The organism is Pseudomonas sp. TE31087 (genome assembly GCF_057284075.1).
The window spans coordinates 3,216,568-3,229,290 of record NZ_JBXVNN010000001.1 but is presented as its reverse complement, the minus strand read 5'-3'; the positions used below and the strand labels follow the sequence as shown (position 1 = coordinate 3,229,290).

The 12,723-nt window shown below is 64.9% G+C and carries 10 protein-coding genes; 8 read left to right on the top strand and 2 right to left on the bottom strand.

Annotated features, from left to right (window positions below; translation table 11 throughout):
- Positions 1-40: 40 nt before the first annotated feature.
- The 3 genes from ACZ899_RS14495 to cysN all read left to right on the top strand — a co-directional run bounded on the left by ACZ899_RS14495 (position 41) and on the right by cysN (position 3,905).
- Positions 41-799, top strand: coding sequence for a Nif3-like dinuclear metal center hexameric protein (locus tag ACZ899_RS14495; protein ID WP_028689771.1), 759 nt, complete (start codon positions 41-43; stop codon positions 797-799).
- A gap of 271 nt (positions 800-1,070) precedes the next feature.
- Positions 1,071-1,988, top strand: coding sequence for a sulfate adenylyltransferase subunit CysD (gene cysD / locus ACZ899_RS14490; RefSeq protein ID WP_011535568.1), 918 nt, complete (start codon positions 1,071-1,073; stop codon positions 1,986-1,988).
- A 15-nt stretch (positions 1,989-2,003) separates the two neighbouring features.
- Positions 2,004-3,905 carry a sulfate adenylyltransferase subunit CysN gene (gene cysN, locus ACZ899_RS14485; protein ID WP_050703826.1) on the top strand — a complete coding sequence of 634 codons (1,902 nt, stop codon included), beginning with the start codon at positions 2,004-2,006 and terminating at the stop codon, positions 3,903-3,905.
- A 171-nt stretch (positions 3,906-4,076) separates the two neighbouring features.
- Here the strand turns inward: cysN and ACZ899_RS14480 are convergent, their stop codons facing one another.
- The gene (locus tag ACZ899_RS14480) at positions 4,077-4,556 is read right to left on the bottom strand and encodes an Lrp/AsnC family transcriptional regulator (protein ID WP_028689769.1); all 480 of its coding nucleotides are present in this window, start codon (positions 4,554-4,556) and stop codon (positions 4,077-4,079) included.
- 127 nt (positions 4,557-4,683) lie between these two features.
- On the opposite strand from ACZ899_RS14480, the gene ACZ899_RS14475 reads away from it, so the two are divergent.
- Positions 4,684-5,880 (top strand): methionine gamma-lyase, encoded by a 1,197-nt coding sequence (locus ACZ899_RS14475; protein ID WP_234562067.1) that lies wholly within the window; start codon positions 4,684-4,686, stop codon positions 5,878-5,880.
- Between the two features lie 33 nt (positions 5,881-5,913).
- Positions 5,914-8,595 (top strand): alpha-ketoglutarate dehydrogenase, encoded by a 2,682-nt coding sequence (gene mdeB, locus ACZ899_RS14470; RefSeq protein WP_485628016.1) that lies wholly within the window; start codon positions 5,914-5,916, stop codon positions 8,593-8,595.
- 217 nt (positions 8,596-8,812) lie between these two features.
- Here the strand turns inward: mdeB and ACZ899_RS14465 are convergent, their stop codons facing one another.
- Positions 8,813-9,250, bottom strand: a complete 438-nt coding sequence (locus ACZ899_RS14465; RefSeq protein ID WP_203647922.1) for a Z-ring associated ZapG family protein — start codon at positions 9,248-9,250, stop codon at positions 8,813-8,815.
- A 135-nt stretch (positions 9,251-9,385) separates the two neighbouring features.
- Here ACZ899_RS14465 and ACZ899_RS14460 point away from each other — a divergent pair, with 135 nt between their 5' ends.
- The 3 genes from ACZ899_RS14460 (at position 9,386) to zapE (ending at position 12,715) form a co-directional block, all read left to right on the top strand.
- A complete protein-coding gene (locus ACZ899_RS14460) occupies positions 9,386-10,021 on the top strand; it encodes an alpha/beta hydrolase (RefSeq protein WP_232854677.1) in 636 nt (211 codons plus the stop codon).
- Between the two features lie 25 nt (positions 10,022-10,046).
- A complete protein-coding gene (locus ACZ899_RS14455) occupies positions 10,047-11,396 on the top strand; it encodes a tryptophan--tRNA ligase (RefSeq protein ID WP_234562070.1) in 1,350 nt (449 codons plus the stop codon).
- A gap of 224 nt (positions 11,397-11,620) precedes the next feature.
- The gene (zapE, locus tag ACZ899_RS14450; protein ID WP_203647919.1) at positions 11,621-12,715 is read left to right on the top strand and encodes a cell division protein ZapE; all 1,095 of its coding nucleotides are present in this window, start codon (positions 11,621-11,623) and stop codon (positions 12,713-12,715) included.
- The last annotated feature ends 8 nt before the right edge of the window (positions 12,716-12,723 follow it).

Sequence of the window (12,723 nt, the reverse complement as noted above, 5' to 3'; positions counted from 1 at the left end):
CTTGCGCCCTGGTGCAACGCCGAATTCGAGGAGATTTTTCATGGCCGTCGCCCTCAATACCCTGGTCGAGGAAGCCGAGCGCTACCTGGGCAGCGCGAAGATCCAGGACTACTGCCCCAACGGCCTGCAGGTCGAAGGCCGCCCCCAGGTCAGCCGTATCGTCAGCGGCGTGACCGCCAGCCAGGCGCTGCTGGACGCGGCGGTCGAGGCCGAGGCCGACCTGGTGCTGGTGCACCATGGCTACTTCTGGAAGGGCGAGAACCCGTGCATCACCGGGATCAAGCAGCGGCGCCTGAAGACCCTGCTCAAGCACGACATCAGCCTGCTGGCCTTCCACCTGCCGCTGGACGTGCACCCGGAAGTGGGCAACAACGTGCAGCTGGCGCGCCAGTTGGATATCACGGTCGAAGGCCCGCTGGACCCGAACAACCCCAAGGTGGTCGGCCTGGTCGGTTCGCTGGCGGAACCGGTGTCGGCGCGGGACTTCGCCCGCCGGGTGCGCGAGGCGCTGGGGCGAGAGCCGCTGGTCGTCGAGGGTGAGCAGATGATCCGCCGGGTCGGCTGGTGCACCGGCGGTGGGCAGGGCTACATCGACACCGCCATCGCCGCCGGGGTCGACCTGTTCATCAGTGGCGAGGCGTCGGAGCAGACCTTCCACAGTGCCCGCGAGAATGGCGTGAGCTTCATTGCCGCCGGGCACCACGCCACCGAACGCTATGGCGTGCAGGCGCTGGGGGATTACCTGGCGCGGCGGTTCGCGGTCGAGCACCTGTTCATCGATTGCCCGAATCCGATCTGATGATGCAGATGTCGTTCCTGTAGGAGCGGCCTTGTGCCGCGAAAGGGCTGCGCAGCAGCCCCAGAATTTCAGCGTTGATGCATAAATCGCCGGGGCTGCCTTGCAGCCCTTTCGCGGCACAAGGCCGCTCCTACAGGGCCCAAACCCCCAGTCATATCGTTAGATTGTTTCGATCTAGGCAGCCTCCTAAATAGAATCAGGTGCTGTGATAAAGTGGCTCGCTCGAACACGGCCCGCAGGCCGTCCATAAGATCGTTTTTCGTGAGTAGCCATGGTCGACAATCTGACGCACTTGAAACAGCTGGAGGCGGAGAGCATCCACATCATCCGCGAGGTGGCCGCCGAGTTCGACAACCCGGTGATGCTGTACTCGATCGGCAAGGATTCCGCGGTCATGCTGCACCTGGCGCGCAAGGCGTTCTTCCCGGGCAAGCTGCCGTTCCCGGTGATGCACGTCGACACCCAGTGGAAGTTCCAGGAGATGTACCGCTTCCGCGACAAGATGGTCGAAGAGATGGGCCTGGAGCTGATCACCCACGTCAACCCCGAGGGTGTGGCGCAGGGCATCAACCCGTTCACCCATGGCAGCTCCAAGCACACCGACATCATGAAGACCCAGGGCCTGAAGCAGGCGCTGGACAAGCATGGCTTCGACGCCGCCTTCGGCGGTGCGCGCCGTGACGAAGAGAAGTCGCGGGCCAAGGAGCGCGTCTACTCGTTCCGTGACAGCAAGCACCGCTGGGACCCGAAGAACCAGCGCCCGGAGCTGTGGAACATCTACAACGGCAAGGTCAACAAGGGCGAGTCGATCCGCGTGTTCCCGCTGTCGAACTGGACCGAGCTGGACATCTGGCAGTACATCTACCTCGAAGGCATCCCGATCGTACCGCTGTACTTCGCCGCCGAGCGCGAAGTGATCGAGAAGAACGGCACCCTGATCATGATCGACGACGAGCGCATCCTCGAGCACCTGAGCGACGAGGAGAAGGCGCGCATCGTCAAGAAGAAAGTGCGTTTCCGTACCCTGGGCTGCTACCCGCTGACGGGCGCGGTCGAGTCTGAAGCCGAGACCCTGACGGACATCATCCAGGAGATGCTCCTGACCCGTACGTCCGAGCGCCAGGGCCGTGTCATCGACCACGATGGCGCCGGTTCCATGGAAGACAAAAAACGCCAAGGCTACTTCTAATTTCAGGGTTTCCTCATGTCGCACCAATCCGATTTGATCAGCGAGGACATCCTCGCCTACCTGGCCCAGCACGAGCGTAAAGAGCTGCTGCGCTTCCTGACCTGTGGCAACGTGGACGACGGCAAGAGCACCCTGATCGGGCGCCTGCTGCACGACTCGAAGATGATCTACGAGGACCACCTCGAGGCCATCACCCGCGACTCGAAAAAATCCGGTACCACTGGCGAGGAAGTCGACCTGGCGCTGCTGGTGGACGGCCTGCAGGCCGAGCGCGAGCAGGGCATCACCATCGATGTCGCCTACCGCTACTTCTCCACCGCCAAGCGCAAGTTCATCATCGCCGACACCCCGGGCCACGAGCAGTACACCCGCAACATGGCCACCGGCGCGTCCACCTGCGATCTGGCGATCATCCTGGTCGATGCCCGCTACGGCGTACAGACCCAGACCCGCCGGCACAGCTATATCGCCTCGTTGCTGGGCATCAAGCACATCGTCGTCGCGGTCAACAAGATGGACCTCAAGGGCTTCGACGAGCAGGTCTTCGAGTCGATCAAGGCCGACTACCTGAAGTTCGCCGAGGGCATCAACCTCAAGCCGAGCAGCCTGCACTTCGTGCCGATGTCGGCGCTCAAGGGCGACAACGTGGTCAACCGCAGCGAGCGTTCGCCGTGGTACACGGGCCCGGCGCTGATGGAGATCCTCGAGACCGTCGAAATCGCTGCCGACCGCAACGTCACCGACCTGCGTTTCCCGGTGCAGTACGTCAACCGTCCGAACCTGAACTTCCGTGGCTTCGCCGGCACCATCGCCGGTGGCGTGGTGCACAAGGGCGACGAGATCGTCGTGCTGCCGTCGGGCAAGAGCAGCCGGGTCAAGTCCATCGTCACCTACGAAGGTGAACTGGAGAACGCCGGCCCCGGCCAGGCCGTGACCCTGACGATGGAAGACGAGATCGACATCTCCCGTGGCGACCTGCTGGTACATGCCGACAACGTACCGTCGGTCACCGACCAGTTCGATGCCATGCTGGTGTGGATGGCCGAGGAGCCAATGCTCCCGGGCAAGAAGTACGACATCAAGCGCGCCACCAGCTACGTGCCGGGCTCGATTGCGAGCATCACCCACAAGGTCGATGTGAACACCTTGGAGCAGGGCGCCGCCAGCGCGCTGCAGCTCAACGAGATCGGCCGGGTCAAGGTCGCGCTGGACAGCGCCATTGCCCTGGACGGCTACGAGAGTAACCGCACCACCGGCGCGTTCATCGTCATCGACCGCCTGACCAACGGCACCGTCGGCGCCGGCATGATCATCGCCCCGCCGGTACTGCCGCACGGCAGCACCGGTCAGCACGGCAAGCTGGCCCATGTGTCGACCGAAGAGCGCGCCCTGCGCTTCGGCCAGCAGCCGGCCACCGTGCTGTTCAGCGGCCTGTCCGGCGCCGGCAAGAGCACCCTGGCCTACGCGGTGGAGCGCAAGCTGTTCGACATGGGCCGTGCGGTCTATGTGCTCGATGGCCAGAACCTGCGCCACGACCTGAACAAGGGCCTGCCACAGGACCGTGCCGGTCGCACCGAGAACTGGCGCCGCGCCGCCCATGTGGCGCGCCAGTTCAACGAGGCCGGCCTGCTGACCCTGGCCGCGTTCGTTGCCCCGGATGCCGAAGGCCGCGAGCAAGCCAAGGCGCTGATCGGCAAGGAACGTCTGGTCACCGTCTATGTGCAGGCCTCGCCGCTGGTGTGCCGTGAGCGTGATCCACAAGGGCTGTACGCGGCCGGTGGCGACAACATCCCGGGTGAGAGCTTCCCGTTCGATGTGCCGCTGGATGCGGACCTGGTGATCGATACCCAGTCGGTCAGTGTCGATGAAGGTGTGAAGCTGGTGCTGGATGTGCTGCGTCAGCGTGGGGCGATCTGAGTATCCGCGTGATCTGAGAAACCCCGCTTCGGCGGGGTTTTTTGTTTGGTTCGCGAGAGCCGGGGCTGCTGCGCAGCCCTTTCGCGGCACAAGGCCGCTCCTACAGGCGATCACGTTCCCCTGTAGGAGCGGCCTTGTGCCGCGAACGGGGCGCAGCGCGCCCCCGACTCTTTAGATGTGCTTCTCAGAGACCGGAATCACCCGCCGCTCCTTCACCGCCTTGTACGAAAAACTCGAATAGATCTCCTTCACCCCCGGCAAGCGTTGCAGCACCTCCCGGGTGAACTCGCCAAACGACTCCAGGTCCCGCGCCAGGATCTCCAGCAAAAAGTCATAGCGCCCGGAGATGTTGTGGCAGGCGACGATCTCGGGAATCTCCATCAGCCGCTGCTCGAACGCCAGGGCCATCTCCTTGGTGTGCGAGTCCATCATGATGCTGACGAACGCGGTCACCCCGAAGCCCAGCGACTTGGGCGAAAGAATCGCCTGGTAGCCGGTGATGTAGCCGTTGTCCTCCAGCAGTTTGACCCGCCGCCAGCAGGGCGAGGTGGTCAGGGCGACCTGGTCGGCGAGTTCGGAAACGGTCAGGCGGGCGTTGTCCTGCAGGGCGGCGAGCAGGGCGCGGTCGGTACGGTCGAGAGCTGAAGGCATGTCTTGCCCTCCTGGTTCTGTTTTTGTTGTTTTTCTTTCAAAACATGCCCGATTGCGTGGGCAAATTTGGAAAAAGCGCGGCAGCTTGGTGGCATAAGCTTATAACAAACCACAAGAGGCTGTTGCCATGCGCGACTCCAACAAGAACACCGGATTCTCCACGCGGGCCATCCACCATGGCTACGACCCGCTGTCCCACGGCGGCGCCCTGGTGCCGCCGGTGTACCAGACCGCCACCTATGCCTTCCCCACCGTCGAGTACGGCGCCGCCTGCTTCGCGGGTGAGGAACCGGGGCATTTCTATAGCCGTATTTCCAATCCGACCCTGGCCCTGCTCGAGCAGCGCATGGCGTCCCTGGAAGGAGGCGAGGCCGGGCTGGCGCTGGCCTCCGGCATGGGCGCCATCACCGCCACGCTATGGACCCTGCTACGCCCGGGTGACGAGCTGATCGTCGGCAGCACCCTGTACGGCTGCACCTTCGCCTACCTGCACCACGGCATCGGCGAGTTCGGCGTGAAGATCCGCCATGTCGACCTCAACGACATCCCGGCACTGCAGGCTGCGATCACCCCGAAGACGCGGATGATCTATTTCGAATCGCCGGCCAACCCCAACATGCAGCTGGTGGATATCACCGCGGTGGTCGATGCCGCCCGTGGCCACGACCTGAGCATCGTGGTCGACAACACCTACTGCACGCCCTACCTGCAACGCCCGCTGGAGCTTGGCGTGGACCTGGTGGTGCATTCGGCCACCAAGTACCTGTCCGGGCATGGCGACATCACCGCCGGGCTGGTGGTCGGGCGCAAGGCGCTGGTCGATCGCATCCGCCTGGAAGGGCTCAAGGACATGACCGGCGCGGTGCTGTCGCCCCATGACGCGGCGCTGCTGATGCGCGGCATCAAGACCCTGGCCCTGCGCATGGACCGTCACTGCGCCAATGCCCAGCAGGTGGCCGAGTTCCTCGCCGGACAATCACAGGTCGAGCTGCTGCACTACCCGGGCCTGCCATCCTTCCCGCAGTACACGCTGGCCCAGCGGCAGATGCGCCTGCCGGGCGGCATGATCGCCTTCGAACTCAAGGGCGGGATCGAGGCCGGCCGTCGCTTCATGAACGCCCTGCAGCTGTTCAGCCGTGCGGTGAGCCTGGGCGATGCCGAGTCGCTGGCCCAGCACCCGGCGAGCATGACCCACTCCAGCTATACCCAGCAGGAGCGTGCCGAGCACGGCATCTCGGAAGGCCTGGTGCGTCTGTCGGTGGGGCTGGAAGACATCGACGACCTGCTCGCCGACATTGCCCAGGCCCTGAAGGCCTGCGCCTGAACCGCCACGGACGAGGCCTGCGCGATGGTAGCGATGATGAACCCGAACGAGCCGTTGACGGCCCTCGAAGCCGCCCTGGACAGTGACCCCGGGGAAACCGCCGAGTGGTGCGAGGCCCTGTCCTCGACCCTGGCACACTGTGGCCCGGCACGGGCGCGCTATCTGCTGCAGCGCCTGCAGGCCCATGCCCTGGAACTTGGCCTGGAGCGTGAGGCCCAGGCCTTCTCGGCCTATCGCAACACCTTGCCGGTGGAGCAGCAGGGCAACTATCCGGGCGATCTGGAGCTGGACGAGCGAATCACCGGCATCCTGCGCTGGAACGCCCTGGCCATGGTGGTGCGGGCCAACCATGCCTACGGCGAGCTTGGCGGGCATATCGCCAGCTATGCCTCGGCGGCGGAAATCTTCGAGGTCGGTTTCCAGCATTTCTTCCGTGGCGAGAGCGGCGGCGCGCAGCGCAGTGGCGACCTGGTGTTTTTCCAGCCGCACTCGGCGCCGGGCATCTATGCCCGCGCCTTCCTTGAAGGGCGTCTGAGCGAGGCGCAACTGGCCAACTACCGGCAGGAAGTCGCGGGCAATGGCCTGTGCTCCTATCCGCATCCCTGGCTGATGCCTGACTTCTGGCAGTTCCCCACCGGCTCCATGGGCATCGGCCCACTCAATGCCATCTACCAGGCGCGGTTCATGCGCTACCTGCAGCACCGCGGCCTGCTCGACACCTCGGCGCGGCATGTGTGGGGCGTGTTCGGCGATGGCGAGATGGACGAGCCGGAATCGATCGCCGGCCTGACCCTGGCGGCCCGCGAAGGCCTGGACAACCTGACCTTCATCGTCAACTGCAACCTGCAGCGCCTGGACGGCCCGGTGCGCGGCAACGGCCAGATCATCCAGGAACTCGAAGCGCTGTTCAGCGGCGCCGGCTGGAACGTGATCAAGGTGCTGTGGGGCTCGGAGTGGGACGCGCTGTTCGCCCGGGATCATGAGCATGCGCTGCTGCGCCAGCTGGCGGCGACACCCGACGGGCAGTTCCAGACCCTCGGCGCCAAGGACGGCAGCTACAACCTCGAGCACTTCTTCAAGCAGAACCCGGCGCTGCAGCGCCTGGTGGCGCATATGAGCGCCGACGAGATCAACGCCCTCAAGCGCGGTGGCCACGATTTTCGCAAGCTGCATGCCGCCTATGCCGCGGCCAAGGCCTGCAAGGGCCGGCCGACGGTGATCCTGGCCAAGACCAAGAAAGGCTACGGCATGAGCAGCGCCGGCGAGTCGCGGATGACCGCGCACCAGGCCAAGAAGCTCGATGTGCAGGCACTGCTGGCCTTCCGCGACCGTTTCCACCTGCCGCTGTCGGATGAGGCAGTGGAGCAGCTGCGGTTCTATCGTCCGGCCGCCGACAGCCCGGAGATGATCTACCTGCGCCAGCGCCGCGAGGCCCTGGGCGGGCCGCTGCCGGTGCGGCGCAGCGACTGCGCCGGCCTGCCCGTGCCGGACCTGGACAGCTTCGCAGGCTTCGCCCTGCGCGCCGAGGGCAAGGAGATGTCCACCACCATGGCCGCCGTGCGCCTGCTCGGCAACTGGCTCAAGGTGCCGGGGCTGGGGCCTAGGGTAGTGCCGATTGTCGCCGATGAGGCGCGGACCTTCGGCATGGCCAGCCTGTTCCGCCAGATCGGCATCTACTCGCCCCAGGGGCAACGCTACGAGCCGGAGGACGCCGGCTCACTGCTGGTCTACAAGGAAGCGCGCGACGGCCAGTTGCTGGAGGAGGGCATCACCGAGGCCGGGGCGATCTCCTCGTGGATCGCGGCGGCGACTGCTTACGCGGTGCATGGCGAGGCGATGCTGCCGGTGTACATCTATTACTCGATGTTCGGCTTCCAGCGGGTCGGCGACCTGATCTGGGCCGCCGCCGACCAGCGCGCCCGCGGTCTGTTGCTCGGTGCCACCGCGGGGCGCACCACGCTGGGTGGCGAGGGGCTGCAGCACCAGGACGGCTCGAGCCTGGTCATGGCTTCCATGGTGCCCAACTGCCGGGCCTGGGACCCGTGCTTTGCCGGCGAGCTGGCGGTGATCCTTGATCATGCCGCACGGCGCATGCTGGTAGAGCAACAAGACGAGTTCCACTACGTGGCGGTGATGAATGAAAACTACCCGCAGCCGTCATTGCCCGAGGACGTGCACGAGGATGTGTTGCGAGGCATGTACCGGTTTGCCCGGCATGCGTCGGCAGCGCCCCGTGGCCAGGTACGGCTGTTGGGTTCGGGCACCATCCTGCGCGAGGTGATCGCCGCCGGCGAGTTGTTGGCCAGCGACTGGCAGGTCGACAGCGAGGTGTTCAGCGTCACCAGCTTCAGCGAGCTGGCGCGTGGGGCCAGGGATGCGCAACGCCTGGCGATGGCCGGGGAGCAGGCGGATTGTCACGTGCGTCATAGCCTGCCCGGTGATGCTCCGGTGATCGCGGCCAGCGACTATGTGCGTGCCTGGCCGCAGCTTATCGCCGAGTATGTGCAGGCGCCTTACATCACCCTGGGCACCGATGGTTTCGGGCGCAGTGACACGCGTCAGCAGTTGCGTCGGTTCTTCGAGGTGGATCGGCATGCGGTGGTGATGGCGGCGTTGTACGGGCTGGTGTGCCAGGGCGTGTTGCCGGCGGATGTGCTGGGGCAGGCGAGGGCGCGCTATGGGATTGGCGAGGAGGGGGCGGCCTGGTATCGGTGACAGGTTGGCAAGATTACCTGTGGGAGCGGGTTTACCCGCGAACACCGGCGGAGCCGGTGCCATCCACCGCGTTGGATTCTTCGCGGGTAAACCCGCTCCCACATGGTCCTGCTAAATCAATGAGTTATAAGTAGTTCCATCAGAGCCGGCCTTGCCGGTGAATGGACCAATCACCCACAAAAAAGGCCTCTTTCGAGGCCTTCTTCATGTCATCGACTCAGCGCTTGAGCCCGTAGCTCTCGTCGAGCATGCCCGGCGAGTTCGGGGTCTTCGGTGCGTAGTCGCGCGGCACCTCGGCGGTGTCCTTCGGCGGCGTCAGGCGATCACGCGGGCCTTGCGCGGCTTCCGAGTGCAGCGCGGCCAGCAGGCGCTGGCGGGTCAGTTCATCCAGGGCCAGGCGGTTGGCGCCGTCGGCCAGGTGATCCTGGACGTCCTGGTAGCTCTGGGTCAGCTTCTTGACCAGCGAAGCGGTGCTGTTGAAGTGGGTCACCACTTCATTCTGGTAATTGTCGAAGCGCTGCTGGATGTCATCCAGCTGGCGTTGGGTGTTGCTCGGTGCCGCGTTGGGCAGCAGGCGGGCCAGCGCGAAACCGACGCCGACGCCGACAACCAGGGCCAGGGTCGGCAGCAACCAAACAAGGAGCGAGTGTTCCACGAGTCCTTCCTCTATAAACGGCTTTGCTTTACGTTAACGGCTCAGACCTGCGCTGTATACCGCGAGCGATCGCAAATCAGAACAGAATTCCTCAGCTAGACGAGTCGACCCTCCTCGAGGTCACGGAGTAGTGCCTTGCTTATCCGCGAAACACCCTTGTTCATCGATGGCCCGTGTGGCCAGCTGGAAGCCTTGTACCTGGACGTGGCCGACGCCCGCGGCGCGGTGCTGATCTGCCACCCCAACCCGGTCCAGGGCGGCACCATGCTCAACAAGGTGGTCTCGACCCTGCAACGCACCGCCCGCGACGCCGGTTACGTCACCCTGCGCTTCAACTACCGTGGCGTTGGCCAGAGCGCCGGCAGCCACGACATGGGCGCCGGTGAAGTGGCCGATGCCGAGGCCGCCGCGGCCTGGCTGCGCGCGCAGCATCCCGAACTGCCGCTGGTGCTGATGGGCTTCTCCTTCGGTGGTTTCGTCGCCGCCAGCCTGGCCGGGCGCCTGGAAGCCGGGGGCGCGGCCCTGCAGCAGCTGTTCATGATCGCCCCGGCGGTGATGCGCCTGAGCGAACAGTTCCCGTTGCCTGAGCGTGTCACCCTCACGGTGGTGCAGCCGGACACCGACGAGGTGGTCGATCCGCAGCTGGTCTACGACTGGTCGAATGACCTGTCGCGTCCCCATGAGCTGCTGAAAGTGGCAGAATGCGGACACTTCTTCCATGGCAAGCTGACCGATCTGAAGGATCTGCTGCTGCCGCGCCTTTCGAACTGAGCCAAGCCTGAATAAGCGAACACCCATGACCACGCGCATCCTCACCGGTATCACCACCACCGGCACCCCGCACCTGGGCAACTACGCCGGCGCCATCCGTCCGGCCATCCTCGCCAGCCAGCAGCCCGGCGTCGACTCGTTCTACTTCCTGGCCGACTACCACGCCCTGATCAAGTGCGACGACCCGCAGCGCATCCAGCGCTCGCGCCTGGAAATCGCCGCCACCTGGCTGGCCGGTGGCCTGGATCCGGACAAGGTGACCTTCTACCGTCAGTCGGACATCCCCGAGATCCCCGAGCTGACCTGGCTGCTGACCTGCGTCGCCGCCAAGGGTCTGCTCAACCGCGCCCACGCCTACAAGGCCTCGGTGGACAAGAACGTCGAGGCCGGCGAAGACCCGGATGCCGGCGTGACCATGGGCCTGTTCAGCTACCCGGTGCTGATGGCCGCCGACATCCTGATGTTCAACGCCAACAAGGTGCCGGTCGGCCGCGACCAGATCCAGCACGTGGAAATGGCCCGCGACATCGGTCAGCGCTTCAACCACCTGTTCGGCCAGGGCAAGGACTTCTTCGCCCTGCCGGAGGCGGTGATCGAGGAGAGCGTCGCCACCCTGCCGGGCCTGGACGGTCGCAAGATGTCCAAGAGCTACGACAACACCATCCCGCTGTTCACCAGCGCCAAGGACATGAAGGACGCGATCTCGCGCATCGTCACCGACTCCAAGGCGCCGGGCGAGGCCAAGGACCCGGACAATTCGCACCTGTTCACCCTGTTCCAGGCCTTCTCCACGCCAGCGCAGTGCGCCGAGTTCCGCGAAGAGCTGGTGCAGGGCCTGGGCTGGGGCGAGGCCAAGCAGCGTCTGTTCCAGCTGCTCGACGGCCAGCTGGCGGAAAAGCGCGAGCACTATCACCAGCTGATCTCGCGCCCGTCGGATCTGGAGGACATTCTCCTCGCCGGCGCCGCCAAGGCCCGCAAGATCGCCACGCCGTTCCTCGAGCAGTTGCGCGAGGCGGTTGGCCTGCGTTCGTTCCGCACGGTGGTCCAGACCAGCACCGAAGTGAAGAAGAAGGCCGCCAAGACCGCCCGCTTTGTCAGCTTCCGCGATGAAGACGGCAGCTTCCGTTTCCGCCTGCTGGCCGCCGATGGCGAGCAACTGCTGCTGTCGCGCAGCTTCGCCGATGGCAAGAGCGCAGGTGCGGTGAGCAAGCAACTGCAGCAAGGTGGCGAGGCCGATGTACGGGTCGAGGGCCTGAGCTTCAGCCTGTGGCTGGAGGGCGAGCAGGTTGCCGACGGGCCGCAGTTCGAGGCCGCCGAGGCCCGTGATGCAGCCATCGCAAGCCTGCGCGAGGCCCTGGCGCCACAGCAGGACTGAGCGCTTCCCCTGTAGGAGCGGTCTTGTGCCGCGAAAGGGGCGCGAAGCGGCCCCGGCAGTTCTGCATGAAACGGAGATCCCGGGGCCGCTGCGCAGCCCTTTCGCGGCGCAAGGCCGCTCCTACAGGTGCAGGTAATGAGGCAAGTGGTCGCATGTATCATTGCCATCAGGCGGGCCGGTCGCTACAGTGACGGCCCGTTTTTTGTTGCCTCGCTAACGAAATCATGACGCCCCTAGAACGATATCAAGCAGATCTGAAACGTCCCGACTTCTTCCATGACGCGGCGCAGGAAACTGCGGTGCGTCACCTGCAGCGCCTGTACGACGACCTGGTGCGTGCGCAGAACAACAAGCCGGGCATGTTCGGCAAGCTGTTCGGCAAGAAGGAGCAGACGCCGGTCAAGGGCCTGTATTTCTGGGGCGGGGTAGGGCGAGGCAAGACCTACCTGGTCGACACCTTCTATGAAGCGCTGCCGTTCAAGCAGAAGATGCGCACGCACTTCCACCGCTTCATGAAGCGCGTTCACGAGGAGATGAAGACCCTCAAGGGCGAGAAGAACCCGCTGACCATCATCGCCAAGCGCTTCAGCGAAGAGGCCAAGGTGATCTGCTTCGACGAGTTCTTCGTCTCCGACATCACCGATGCGATGATCCTCGGCACCCTGATGGAAGAGCTGTTCAAGAACGGCGTGTCGCTGGTGGCGACCTCCAACATCGTGCCGGACGGCCTGTACAAGGACGGCCTGCAACGTGCGCGCTTCCTGCCGGCCATCGCCATGATCAAGCAGTACACCGACGTGGTGAACGTCGACAGCGGCGTCGACTATCGCCTGCGCCACCTGGAACAGGCCGAGCTGTTCCACTTCCCGCTCGACGACGCGGCGCATGAAAGCCTGCGCGCCAGCTTCAAAGCGTTGACCCCAGAGTGCACCCAGGCCGTCGAGAACGACGTGCTGATGATCGAGAACCGCGAGATTCATGCCCTGCGCACCTGCGACGACGTCGCCTGGTTCGACTTCCGTGCCCTGTGCGATGGGCCGCGCAGCCAGAACGACTACATCGAGCTGGGCAAGATCTTCCACGCCGTGCTGTTGAGCAACGTCGAGCAGATGGGCGTGACCACCGACGACATCGCCCGGCGCTTCATCAACATGGTCGACGAGTTCTACGACCGTAACGTGAAGCTGATCATCTCGGCCGAGGTGGAGCTCAAGGACCTGTACACCGGCGGGCGCCTGAGCTTCGAGTTCCAGCGGACCCTGAGCCGGTTGCTGGAGATGCAGTCCCACGAGTTCCTGTCGCGGGCGCACAAGCCGTAAGCCATTCC

Bases quoted from the DNA above. Each gene is read 5' to 3' on its own strand.
- ACZ899_RS14495 (WP_028689771.1), top strand. From the start codon at position 41: ATGGCCGTCGCCCTCAATACCCTGGTCGAGGAAGCCGAGCGCTACCTG.
- cysD (WP_011535568.1), top strand. From the start codon at position 1,071: ATGGTCGACAATCTGACGCACTTGAAACAGCTGGAGGCGGAGAGCATC.
- cysN (WP_050703826.1), top strand. From the start codon at position 2,004: ATGTCGCACCAATCCGATTTGATCAGCGAGGACATCCTCGCCTACCTG.
- ACZ899_RS14480 (WP_028689769.1), bottom strand. From the start codon at position 4,556: ATGCCTTCAGCTCTCGACCGTACCGACCGCGCCCTGCTCGCCGCCCTG.
- ACZ899_RS14475 (WP_234562067.1), top strand. From the start codon at position 4,684: ATGCGCGACTCCAACAAGAACACCGGATTCTCCACGCGGGCCATCCAC.
- mdeB (WP_485628016.1), top strand. From the start codon at position 5,914: ATGATGAACCCGAACGAGCCGTTGACGGCCCTCGAAGCCGCCCTGGAC.
- ACZ899_RS14455 (WP_234562070.1), top strand. From the start codon at position 10,047: ATGACCACGCGCATCCTCACCGGTATCACCACCACCGGCACCCCGCAC.
- zapE (WP_203647919.1), top strand. From the start codon at position 11,621: ATGACGCCCCTAGAACGATATCAAGCAGATCTGAAACGTCCCGACTTC.